Origin of the sequence: Paenibacillus soyae (genome assembly GCF_024623455.1) — a bacterium.
GTDB classification, from domain to species: domain Bacteria; phylum Bacillota; class Bacilli; order Paenibacillales; family Paenibacillaceae; genus Pristimantibacillus; species Pristimantibacillus soyae.
On record NZ_JANIPJ010000008.1, the window covers coordinates 138,914 to 151,230 of the forward strand.

The 12,317-nt window shown below is 46.3% G+C and carries 7 protein-coding genes; 3 read left to right on the forward strand and 4 right to left on the reverse strand.

The genetic code is table 11. The features are described from left to right. Positions 1 to 58 precede the first annotated feature (58 nt). Both galA and NQZ67_RS12985 read left to right on the forward strand, forming a co-directional pair. On the forward strand, positions 59 to 2,557 hold the full coding sequence (galA, locus tag NQZ67_RS12980; protein WP_257446139.1) for a beta-galactosidase GalA: 2,499 nt from the start codon (positions 59 to 61) through the stop codon (positions 2,555 to 2,557). Between the two features lie 67 nt (positions 2,558 to 2,624). Beyond that, the gene (locus NQZ67_RS12985) at positions 2,625 to 4,136 is read left to right on the forward strand and encodes a sulfatase family protein (RefSeq protein ID WP_257446141.1); all 1,512 of its coding nucleotides are present in this window, start codon (positions 2,625 to 2,627) and stop codon (positions 4,134 to 4,136) included. 81 nt (positions 4,137 to 4,217) lie between these two features. Here NQZ67_RS12985 and NQZ67_RS12990 read toward each other — a convergent pair whose 3' ends face one another. Further along, positions 4,218 to 5,378, reverse strand: coding sequence for an MFS transporter (locus NQZ67_RS12990; RefSeq protein WP_257446143.1), 1,161 nt, complete (start codon positions 5,376 to 5,378; stop codon positions 4,218 to 4,220). Between the two features lie 223 nt (positions 5,379 to 5,601). On the opposite strand from NQZ67_RS12990, the gene NQZ67_RS12995 reads away from it, so the two are divergent. Further along, a complete protein-coding gene (locus tag NQZ67_RS12995; protein WP_257446145.1) occupies positions 5,602 to 8,277 on the forward strand; it encodes a hypothetical protein in 2,676 nt (891 codons plus the stop codon). Between the two features lie 286 nt (positions 8,278 to 8,563). Here the strand turns inward: NQZ67_RS12995 and NQZ67_RS13000 are convergent, their stop codons facing one another. The 3 genes from NQZ67_RS13000 to NQZ67_RS13010 are packed head-to-tail and all read right to left on the reverse strand — an operon-like array spanning position 8,564 to position 12,314. Further along, a complete protein-coding gene (locus NQZ67_RS13000) occupies positions 8,564 to 9,823 on the reverse strand; it encodes a replication-associated recombination protein A (RefSeq protein WP_257446146.1) in 1,260 nt (419 codons plus the stop codon). Positions 9,824 to 9,872: 49 nt separating this feature from the next. Further along, positions 9,873 to 10,640 (reverse strand): hypothetical protein, encoded by a 768-nt coding sequence (locus NQZ67_RS13005; RefSeq protein ID WP_257446149.1) that lies wholly within the window; start codon positions 10,638 to 10,640, stop codon positions 9,873 to 9,875. 24 nt (positions 10,641 to 10,664) lie between these two features. After that, on the reverse strand, positions 10,665 to 12,314 hold the full coding sequence (locus NQZ67_RS13010; RefSeq protein ID WP_257446153.1) for a tyrosine-type recombinase/integrase: 1,650 nt from the start codon (positions 12,312 to 12,314) through the stop codon (positions 10,665 to 10,667). Between the last annotated feature and the right edge of the window lie 3 nt (positions 12,315 to 12,317).

The following is a 12,317-nucleotide window of genomic DNA, read 5'->3' on the forward strand; positions in this document are numbered from 1 at the left end:
CAAAGGGAATAGCAAGACAGTATAATGGCAGGAAAGAAACGAGCAGAGGGGGAGAAGAATGAGACAGACTTGGAGCTTGAACACGGATTGGAAGTTTTGTTACGGCGACATCACCGAAACCAACTACGATGCTGTACATAAAGAGAGATACAGACAGCCACACTGGATTAAATCTGGTAATCATGGCGTAGCGAAGTGGGGCTATGACGATTCAGATTGGATTGACGTTCACATTCCGCATGACTTTGTGCTTGAGAATGCGGAGTATGACCCGCAGGTTCCTGCTTCTCATGGATCATTAAAGAAGGGAATAGGCTGGTACCGAAGAACGTTTAAGCTGCCAGTGGATGCGGTGGAGAAACGTATATGCATTGAATTTGATGGCGTTTTCCGTAATAGCTCTGTCTGGGTAAACGGCCATTATGTCGGAGCTCATTTAAGCGGGTATACCAGCTTTGCCTATGACATTACAGAAGTGGTGCACGCCGAGGAGCCGAACGTGGTTGCTGTCAGGGTGGATGCAAGTGAATTCGAAGGCTGGTGGTATGAAGGAGGCGGTATCTATCGCGATGTCAGATTGGTACTGACGGACTCGCTCCGAATCCAGCAACGGGGAACTTTCGTGAAGGCCAAGCCTGATCCAGATGGTGAGAAAGCGTTGGTTGTTATTGAGACGGAGGTTGCTAGCCATTACGAGCAGGCGATATCCTTCGAGCTGCATTCGATTATTATGGGTCCTGACGGAAAACCGGCTGGTAAGTCTGTTGTCTCTACTGTCATCTCCGCGGATGATACGATGACGCTTACACAGTCTGTTGTGATTCAAGAGCCTCTATTGTGGTCCATCGACTCACCAGAGCTTTATTCACTCAAGAGTACACTCGTCAAAGGCGGCGAGGCTGTTGATACGTATGAGACCGTCTTCGGAATACGAACGATCGTGTTTGACGCTGAGCGAGGCTTCCTTCTGAATGGTCAGCAGGTGAAGCTTAAGGGCGTATGCTGCCACGAGGATCATGCCGGCGTCGGCATGGCGGTGCCTGCAGCCGTTAATGAATTCCGGATTCGCCGATTAAAGGAGATGGGCTGCAATGCGTATCGAACATCGCATAATCCGCCGTCTCCATCGATTCTGGAAGCCTGCGACCGACTGGGCATGGTTGTCATTGATGAGGTTCGCCAAACGGATGCGACGAATGAAGGTCTAAGCCAACTGACAAGTCTCATTCAGAGGGACAGGAATCATCCATCAATTATCTTATGGTCGCTGGGCAATGAAGAAATGAATATTCAAGGAAAGGCATCGGGCGTTCGGATTTTGCACGCAATGCAAAAGCTTGCCCACAAGCTTGATCCAACTCGTAAATGCACCTACGGGATGAATGCCGATTGGCTGCCAATCACTCGCTATCATGAAGAAAACGGCTTTCATATCGACGTTCATGGCTTTAACTATATGATGAGAAGGAATTGGGATGCTTACAATCAGTTTCACAAGGCATATCCGGACAAACCGTTTATCGGTACGGAAAATGCTTCGACGCTCTCGACAAGGGGGGTCTACAGGAAATCATCCACCGATTGCTCGCTAAACCTCTCCGAGCATGGCAAAGTAACTGCCATATGGTCCAATCCGAAACGTGAAGGCTTGGTGAGCGCCTATGGTGAAACCTATCCATTGTGGGGAGCTCAGCCGGAGGAAGCTTGGAAGGCGGCGGAAGAGTATGATTTTGTAGGGGGATTGTTCGTATGGACGGGGTTCGACTACCGAGGCGAAACATTCCCTTATGAATGGCCTAGTGTCATCTCTCGATACGGGATTATGGATTTGTGCGGCTTTCCGAAGGACATCTATTATTACTATCAAGCTAGATGGACGAGTCGGCCCGTGCTGCACCTATTCCCGCATTGGAATTGGGCAGGGAGCGAGGGAGAAATGGTTGATGTATGGGCATTCTCGAATATGGACGAGGTGGAATTATTTTTGAACGGGAATAGTGCAGGAAGACGCACTGTTCCTGAACACGGTCATGCCGAATGGCAGGTTGCCTACGAAGCGGGTGAATTAATGGCCTGCGGGTACCGGAATAACCAGCTTGTGTTGACGGAGGTTGTTGCGACAACGGGTGAGCCGGCCCAGATCCTCCTGAGCTCTGAGAGGACTGTTCTTATAGCAGATCATGAAGATGTATGTATCATTCAAGCTGCGATTGCAGATGCAGCGGGACGGATTGTTCCGAATGCAGACACGCTCATGACATTTTCTGTGGAGGGACCTGGCCAATTAATGGGTACAGGCAATGGCAACCCGGAGAGCCATGAGGATGACAAGTCGGCTTGCCGTAGTGCCTTCCAAGGACTCTGCCAGGTGCTGGTGAGGACCAACGGAGCAGGCGGCGACATTCGTCTGATTGCTCAAGCGGAAGGGGTAAAGCGCGGAGAAATCGTTATTCACTCCGAGACTTCCAATAAGAGGTCGATTGCTTCAGCATTGAAGCATGCAGAGTTGCTTCCAACAGGCACAGGACAGCGAGATGCTGCCGACGGTGGTGTCTAGCCCGCAAAGACAATTGGCAGCATGATTCTCTTGTCTAGCATTCAATATGTATCGGAGGACAATAGATATGACAGGATCTCATGATCGACCCAACCTATTATTTATTATGTCAGATGACCATGCAGCCAATGCCATTAGTGCTTACGGGTCCAGGCTGGCAGAGGTATGTGCGACTCCCCACATCGACAGGCTGGCCAAGGAAGGGGCGCTATTCCGCAATTTCTTCTGTACAAACGCTATCTGCACACCCAGTCGTGCGACGATTCTGACCGGTTTGTATTCCCACCATAACGGTGTGAAGACACTAAGCGACAGCTTGAGCACAGAGCTGGAGACGTATCCTCGAAGAATGCAGGAAGCGGGCTACGAGACGGCTGTTATCGGCAAGTGGCATCTGCACAGCGAGCCGCAGGGCTTCCATCATTACGATGTGTTGTCTGGGCAGGGAACGTATTGGAATCCCAGCTTTATGAGGTCGGGCTTTGACTGGTCGTCTATCTCCAATGTTCATGATGTGAGCACAGGGACAACACATGCTGGGTATGTGACGGACATTATTACGGACAAATGTCTGGAGTGGCTGGAATCTCGAAATTCATCCAAGCCCTTTATGCTCCATTGTCACCATAAGGCACCGCATGACGATTTCGAATATCATCCTCGTTATGAGAACTTGTTTGACGGTATAGACATTCCGGAGCCGGACAGTCTGTGGGAGAATCGGCAGCATCGTTCGGTAGGCTCTCGAGATTTCGGTACGTCCGTGTCAGAGCGTAACCCGAAGCGGAATGCCGTCTTGAGGCAGAGTGATCCGTCGTACCCGACCGGTCCTCTTGAGATCGCGGGTCTGGATGCGGAAGAGCGAACAAAAGCCGCGTATCAGAAATATTTGAAGGATTATCTTCGAGTCGTCAAGGGGATCGATGACAATGTCGGCCGATTGCTGGACTATCTGGATCAAAGCGGTCAACTGGAGCATACGATTGTTATCTATACCTCCGATCAAGGGATGTTTCTCGGCGAGCATGATTATATCGACAAACGCTGGATCTATGAAGAAGCGCTGCAAATGCCTTTCCTCATTCGGTATCCAAAGGAGATCGAGCCGGGCACCGTGATGGAGTCGCTTGTGAGCAATATTGATATCGGACCGACATTGTTGGATTATGCCAATACCGACTATTCTTGCAAAGTGGACGGAAGCAGCTTCAGAGGTCTGTTGAACGGGTCACAGATGGAATGGAAGGACGCCATCTATTATCGTTATTGGATGCATCTAACGCATCATGATAACCCGGCGCATTTCGGCATGCGGACGAGAGAATACAAGCTGATCTTCTTCTACGGCTTGCCGCTGGACGCCTCGGGAGCACTGGATGAGGAAACCCCGGCTTCATGGGAATTTTATGATTTGCGGCAGGATCCTTATGAGATGAATAATGTATATGAACATCCGGAATACAAGGAGCTTATTGAAGAAGCGAGGCAAAAGTTGTTTGCGATAAAGCAGAGTGCAGGCGATGATGATTCAGCTTATCCAGAGCTGCTGGAGCGAATAGCGCTATCACTGCACAGCTAGTTTAAATTCATACAACTGCAGTTCAGCGAAGCGGAGGCCCCTATGGTGTCTCCGCTTTCTTGAAATAAAGAAAGCTTTCTTTCATAATGCCTCCTCCACATTAGGCCTCTTACTTGGCTTAATAACCCATGTTCCTCCGACAAGGAATACCCCGCTAAGTATAAATACGGATAGAAGTCCTGCTGAGGAACCGATCAAGCCGAAGAAGAGAGGAGCCACGATCTGGGAGGCTCTGTTGACGGTTAATCTAAGACCAAGCACCTCTCCCGTGCGGGAATTCGGAGACGCATTATAAGTCGTCGTCATGGATAGAGGCTGACTGCAGCCGAGTCCGGCTCCCATACAAGCGCTCAGCACCGCGAGTACCAGAATATGATCCCAGATCGGCAGGAGCAGGAAGCAGATGCCGGCGACGAAGATAGAGGCCATCAACACATAATCACGTCCGAAGGCGTTCGTCAGCTTGGTTAGAAAGAAGCGCACGACTACCATCATCAACCCTTGAAGGGTTAATATCCAGCCAATGGAGGAAGCCGAGATATCCATTCCTTGGGCATACAAGGGGAAATAAGCGACAAAGATATCGCGGCTGTATAAGGCTAGCGCGCTCGAAATCATCGCCTTGCGCAGCTGCGGAATCTTCAGAAGCCCCAGGGAGGATAATAAAGTGGCTTCAGCCGGAGCAGTTGTTTTGCCAGAAGCTTGGAGACGCCAGGCCAATATGAACGCAATGATACACAATACTAGAGAAGCTGCAAAGACGGACGGATAGGAGATATGCTCCGCCATATAGCCGCCAGCTACAGGTCCAGCCACCGCTCCCACCGAAACGGCGGTTGAGAACATGCTGAAATAGTAATCCCGCTTATGCGGGGGAGCAGCATTCCCCAGAAGATTTTGCAAGGAAAGCACAATGAGAACATGAGAGATACCCACAATAATCTGCGAAAGATAAAGCGCCCAAAGCGAATCAATCAGCGCGGGTATGGTCATACCTGTCCCAACTCCGATAAAGCCGCTTAATACCGGAAGCCGGTCCCCGACCTTGTCCGCAATTCTTCCTGCATAGATGGAGAGGAATAATGGAATCAATGCGTATGCTGCGGTTAAGTATCCAATTTCAAGAGTAGAAGCGCCGAGCTCGGCTCCGTACAAGGTCACGATGGGGCGGGTCATATTCAAGATCATCTGAAAGCAAAAAATAGCGATCAGTATAATTCGAAAGCTCATAGCGGCGCGCAAGAATGATCCCCTCCTAAATACGTACGGGAACCATTATATCATGATTGCTTTTGACGAACTGTACATGGTTTTTCCATATAAAAAAGCTAAAATTTTCATATTGGATCAGAATGCCAATCCTTTACAATGAAAGCGCATCCAAGAATTGCGAGTAAAGGGGAGAGGAGGACAGCTTAACAATAACGGGCAAACCATATCACATGAATTTGGGAGGTAATAAAATTTGAAGCGACTATTTGCAGGCCTGCTTACCTTGGCTATGATTGCAGGGCTGGCGGGACAGCCTGGCACAGCCAACGCAGCCACCCCGTTCCCTACTTTGAACTTCGATAATGGCGTAATCCCCTCTTATGTAACAGGCTCGAACGCTACACTTCAGATTGTAACGAATACGACAGGGTCTAAGGCGCTCAAGGTCAACTACGCCGTTGCGGACTTCCCCTCCGTGAAGTTTGCGCCCGCCACACCATGGAGTGTAGGCTCCGGCAATGCGATTGCCTTCGAGCTGACGAATGTAAGTAATAAGGATATTACATTCTACCTGCGTGTGGATGACAGTGCCCAAGCCGACGGCGTGAAGGATTCTATCGTTAGTCAGGCGGTAGCGAAGGCCGGGACGACTAACCAATATTTTCTAAGTCTCAACTCCGCGGTGCTGGATTTGGGCATGCGCTTCCTGCCGCCTAATCCTGCCGGCTTACAGATGGGATATGCATGGGGAGATAAGTCTATTAATCCCGCCAATGTTGTGTCCTTGCAATTTTTTCAGATGTATCCCAGCACTGCTACAGCCCTGGTCATTGACAATTTGAGAGTGATCCAGGACCCCAATTCCAATCTAAGCTACTTGAACGGCATTGTCGATAAGTATGGTCAGTATTCAGGGGCAAGCTGGAGCGAGAAGATCAACAGTGACCAGGATCTCTTGAACGATAAAGCAGAGGAGGCGCTTGCGCTTAACGGTTCACAGCCCATTGCTACAAGCCAATACGGAGGGTGGAAGAACGGTCCCAAGCTGCAAGCGACAGGTCGATTCAGGGTTGCTCAATATGGTGGCAAGTGGACATTGGTTGATCCTGAAGGGTACTTATTCTTCTCGACTGGTGTGGACGTCGTCCGCTTGGATGATATGCACACCTGGATCTCGGGACGGGATGCGATGTTCAAGGACCTTCCGGCCCAAAACAGCTCACTCGGCGAGCACTTCCGTTATACAACGACAGTAGGCAGCCCGCCGCTGGGACAAACCGAGGGCTGGCTGTTCAATCACTATTCCGCGAACCTGGAACGCAAATACGGAACCGATTATATCAATAAGTGGAAGGATGTATCCGTGGCCCGCTTCAAAAATTGGGGCTTCAACTCGCTTGGCAATTGGTCGGAGCCAACGCTGTTCTTCGGCAAGGGCTCCCAGCACAAGCTGGCGTATGTGGCCAATGGCTGGACGAGCTGGGGAACCCACACTACCATTCCAAGCGGGGAGTGGGGAGGGGTTGCCGACCCGTACGATCCGCAGTTCACGGTCAGTGTCAACGATATGGTGCAGAATCAGATTGTTGCGTATGGCGTCGCGCAGGACCCGTGGCTTATCGGCATTTATGTAGATAATGAAATCCCTTGGGGCAGTCCTGCTACTACACAGAGCAAATATTTGCTTATCAGCAACCTGTTAGCCATGAATGCTGCTGACAGCAAAAGCTATGCCAAACGTGCCATGATTGCCCATCTGAAGACCAAATACAGCAACAACATTGCAGCATTAAACGCCCAGTGGGGCACTTCATTCGCTTCCTTCTCAGCAATGGACGCGCCGTTCAAGCCGGCGCAAATCTCAAACGGCATGCTTCCCGACTATTCAGCGATGCTGAAGCTTCTGGCAAAAAAATATTTCAGCATCGTAGATGCCGCCTTGACCCAAGCGTTGCCCAATACCCTGTATCTGGGTTCACGGTTTGCGGAATGGGGCATTAGCAAGGAGGTTCAAGAGGCTGCCGCGGAATATGTGGATGTGGTGAGCTACAACGTCTATAAGGAGTCTGTTAACGGCCATAGCTGGATGGATATCGCTGCGCTGAACAAGCCTGCTATTGTAGGAGAGTTTGCCTTCGGATCCAATGATAGAGGTATGTTCGGAACGGGTCCGAACTCGGAATCCGCCGCGTCAAGCCAGCAGTATCGAGCGTCCAAATTTACGAATTATATGAATGCCGCCTTGAAAAATCCTTATTTTGTCGGCGCGCATTGGTTCCAATATGTGGATGAGCCGCTGCTTGGCCGTCATTGGGACGGCGAAAATTACAATCTGGGCTTTGTAGATGTAGCCGACGTTCCGTATGCTCCTCTTGTCAATGCCGCGAAAACGGTTCACGCTCAAGCCTATGCCACAAGATTCGGCAGCACAGGGAATACGAAGATATCCTTCGAAGCCTCGGAGAATCTATCCCTGATCAGCGCTTATAATCAAGCGACTATTCAATATGTGTCACAAGGCGCAACCGATGGTGTTCGCGCTATGAAGGTCAATGTAGGCACTCTCGATACGGTGTATGCCGGAGTAGAGTTCAAACCTGCTTCGCCATGGAATCTGGGAGCTGCGCCATCCATCACGGCAGATGTGACCAACCCAACCGCACTGCCGATACAGCTCCGATGCAACGTGCTGGATAACAATGGACAGCTGAGAACGTTTTATTTTACCGTAAATGCCAATGCTTCTCGCACCATTACGATGGACAGCTTCGGCGCTTCGCCTGCCCAAACGTCTGGGGCTGACGGTTATTGGGGAGCGACAAACGGATTGTCGACGGCCCAAATCAATTCCATCAGCTTCTACTTGTGGGAGGACGCGCCGCAAAGCGGGAATTCGTTTATTGTAGATAAGGTGCTGATATCCAAGTAATAGATCGTCGTTTGCAGCAAGAGCAATTATGAATGTCGAATACATTCTATGAAGGTGATAGAAGTATTTCGCTTTGCGGTAGAAAGCCCGATTGCCAAGTGTTCTTGGTCATCGGGCTTTACTTATATCATGCGGTTACCTCGCCCTGTCCTCCCACTTAAGGAAGACATCAAAGATCCAAATTATTATGCGAATTGATATACAGACTATGGGACGGTTAATTTTATTAGAATATCTAATTGGTAAGCACTTTTAGAGAGTCGTCTCCTAATGATAAGGATGTTGATTAATTCAAACGACTATGTTTTAGATAAATCTTCGACTCAACCCCACTATCCTGCGGCTTGTACAATGAGAGCCCCGTAAGTTGTTCCGGTAAATACGTATTGTTATCTCTCTGCAGATCGATTGGATTTTCATATATTCTCGATCCATCCCGAATGGATTCAGGAACGGGATAGGACTTATGGTTTTTAACAGTCTCGAAAGCACGAGCGATCGCTTTGTAAGCGGAGTTTGATTTAGGACTTTCGCATAAGTAGATGACAGCTTGCGCAAGAGGGATGCGACCTTCCGGCATCCCGAGAAAATGGACAGCATCCTTGGCGCTTAACGCGATTTGGAGCGCATGGGGGTTTGCCATCCCAATATCTTCACTGGAATGAACAACGATCCTTCTAGCTATATAAATAGGATCGACTCCTGAGTCGAGTAATCTTGCCATCCAGTACAGGGCTGCATCCGTTTGGCCACCACGAATGCTTTTGCAGAAAGCCGATGTCAGGTTGTACATATCAGTCTTATTTATGCTGTTAATTCTCTCCTGAAAGGCTTGTTGGACCATCGTTAAGGTGATTTCATTACCTATTGAGGCAAGATAAGCAGCGTTCTCCAATGCATTTAAGGCATTTCGTATATCGCCGTTGCTAACGTCGGACAAATACTCTATGGCATCGGTAGCAATTGAGAGCTTCATATTCCCTAATCCTCGAATTTCATCCTTAAGCGCACGAAGTATTAATTCTTTTATGTCTTGATTATCCAAGGCTTCCAGTTTGTACACTCGGCAACGGGAGACTAAGGGGGGAATCAAATCGTGCTGGATGGATTCCGTCGTGGCTCCGATGAGTGTAATAGTGCCGTTCTCAACAACGGGCAAAAGGGCTTCCTGAACATTTGTTCTCATGGAATGAATCTCATCAATGAAAACAATCGTTTTTTTATTATAGAGTTTCAAATTATCCAGTGCTATGGTGAATACATCTCGTAATTCTGAAACACTCAATGAAACGGCGTTTAGCTTGATAAATTCTGAAGCGGTGTGATTATTTATAACGATCGCCAAGCTAGTTTTCCCTGAAGATGGAGGTCCCTGTAAAATCATAGATGTTACTTTGTCCTGTTCAATTAAACTTCGAAGTAACTTTCCTTTTGCAATCAAATGACGCTGCCCGATCAAGTCATCCAAATGTTGAGGACGGAACTTCTCGGACAATGGCTTGTAGCTGAAATTTGAATCTTGAAGATTAAGGTCAAATAAGTCCATAATTACCGCCTACTTATATATGGTATAGTAAAAAAAATTATGATTAGCTCTACTCGGAGTTTTCTTTGTGCTGACTTCTACGTTCTCGCCAACTTTTTAGTACTGTTGTTTCTTTCTTGTTTTGGGAAGTATTAAATCCTGTATTTTCATTTGAGTCAGGAAATAATGACCCCAAGTTGGTCAAGTTTGTCATAGCTTGTTGGTTTCGTTCATTCGCTTGAATAGCGATTTGGTTTACTAGTCCATATTTTTTTTGATATTCTGTTATATAACTGTTTTGAGCCATTTCAAGCGTAAATTTCTCGTACAACTTGATAGTTTCCGACAGTTCTTTTATCCTATTTTTTGATTGGTTTAGCTCTTCTGATAACTCGGTTACACTAGATTTTAGCTGTTGTTCTCTAGAGAGGCTTTCATGAAGCATAACTTCAATCGGTTGTAAATACTCCAGAAGTTTCCCGAGGTTGTGATGGTACTTCAAAGTTAAATCAGTAATGTTCGGTACTTCGAAATCCAAGGCTACTTCTTTCGAAAGGGTTGAAGGGAGAGGTTCGTTGGCTTGCTCAATGTATTTTCTACCGTAACTCCCCCATACATCCTTACTGAAGGCTATGGGGTATTTCTCCGGATTTTCCATATGCATTCGTTCACTAAATCGTACCATATGCGAAATTCGGAGGAGGCCGGAGAATGGGTGAAGCGTCTTATACTCATAAACTAAATTTTGTAGTTGTTGTTCCGTTTCCGAATTTTTATATTTTGCTGGCCTGCCCATTTTTGATTGGGGAGGAGCGTTAGTAGTGTATTCGTTTGTCATTTTGCTATGCCTCTCTGTGACATATTAGATTATTTCTAAGTAAGATTGCAACTTTGCTAGATCGTGAATATCTCCATTTAATAACTTTGATTCTTTGGTGAGTAGTTCTTGCTCGAAAGGAGGGAAAGAATTCGTTTTATAGTCGTAATCCATATCCTTTCTCAGACGTTCCATTGTTTCGAGTCGAACTTTAATCTGCTGTTTCTTAAGTTCGCTTATGTCTCTTAACTTCATCTCATTGGCATGTAGTTCCTCTAATGAAATCCACCATTTCTGACAAAATTGGCAGTACTCTGATTCACAGTTTTTGTTTGGATCGGTGCAGTTACCAATATCCATTTCTTCTATGAAGTCAAAACTTTGTTTGCTCCGTAAAGCATTTGTTTTTGCTTGTTCCAATTCAATATTGGATACGACTTCATGAAATTCCGAAAACTTCTTAAGCTGAATCGTCTTGGTTAGATGGAAAACCTTGGATGCTGTAAAATAATCCATATGTTGTTGATAATGATATTGGGATTCTATATTACGATGACCACCTAGTCTTGCAATCGTTAAGGCGTTCATTCCTTGAAGCATTAAGTTACAAAATGCAAAGTGACGCGTATCATTCGGAGTAATTCTGTCCAAGTTAGTAATTTCAAATTTAATACCAATAATTTCATCATAAAATTTTTCGAGCAAGACGGACAAATTATCATAATGGAACACAAGAGGATTACGATTAATGTTCCAAGAATTCTTTTTTAAAAAAGAGCCTGTCGCATTGTAATGAATTAATGTTTCTGTGGTACCGAATTCTTCAGTGAGTGATATATATTCTTTAATTAATTTGTAAGTGGACGTATTAATGGCAACCGAGTCTATAACCTCAACTTTCTTGTGAGTTCCTTTTTGCTTCTTCCTTGGAAGTTTAATATAACTGATTTCATCTTTTATATAGAGACAATCCCGCGAGATATCGCAAAACTCCGCAGGCCGTAAAGGTATAATATTCGTTATCTTCCACCAAAGCAAGATAGGGAAATAGACAAATTTTTCTTTATCATTCCAAATCTTGCTGAAATACTCTAATATCAAATGAAACTTCAAAACATCGGGATAATTCGGAAGAGTCCGAACGTTTCTCGGTAGTCGGAATTTATTCCGTATGATTCGCAACTCAATTAAATATTCCTCTCGAAATGGAAGATCACTATAGTCAAGAAAGTTGAGAGTTGTTCTCAGGATTCTTTCTTTTGCTGTTTCGCTTTCTAGATTGCTTATGTGGTCGATTAAGCTATCTAGCGCAGCTTCCTCGAAGCTATTGGTCAGATCTATAGTTTTATTTAAAATATGAACGTATTGCTGAACGGTAACGGGTTCAAGCACAATTAATTTTTCTAGTGCCCAACATTTCAAAGTATTTACGGCAGTTGTTGTTTTTGAAGTACGAACGATTGTATGAACGGATTCCAAAGAAAACTTAATAGTTAGTTTTTGCCGATGAGCATTTGGCTTTAGAATCCAAACTTCGCTATCAAATGAGCCTCCAATAATCAGACCCTCTGCTTTTAACCTCTGAAAAAAAGATTTCGCTTCTATTATACTTGCTTTTCCCTTGTATAAGGATTCGGAGGTTTCATCAATTTCAATTTTATATCGTTGATGCTGTCTTTGGGCCGATGAGACCATCCA

What these genes read in the sequence shown, in the direction of transcription:
- galA (WP_257446139.1), top strand. Translation starts at nt 59, where the DNA reads ATGAGACAGACTTGGAGCTTGAACACGGATTGGAAGTTTTGTTACGGC.
- NQZ67_RS12985 (WP_257446141.1), top strand. Translation starts at nt 2,625, where the DNA reads ATGACAGGATCTCATGATCGACCCAACCTATTATTTATTATGTCAGAT.
- NQZ67_RS13000 (WP_257446146.1), bottom strand. Translation starts at nt 9,823, where the DNA reads ATGGACTTATTTGACCTTAATCTTCAAGATTCAAATTTCAGCTACAAG.
- NQZ67_RS13005 (WP_257446149.1), bottom strand. Translation starts at nt 10,640, where the DNA reads ATGACAAACGAATACACTACTAACGCTCCTCCCCAATCAAAAATGGGC.
- NQZ67_RS13010 (WP_257446153.1), bottom strand. Translation starts at nt 12,314, where the DNA reads ATGGTCTCATCGGCCCAAAGACAGCATCAACGATATAAAATTGAAATT.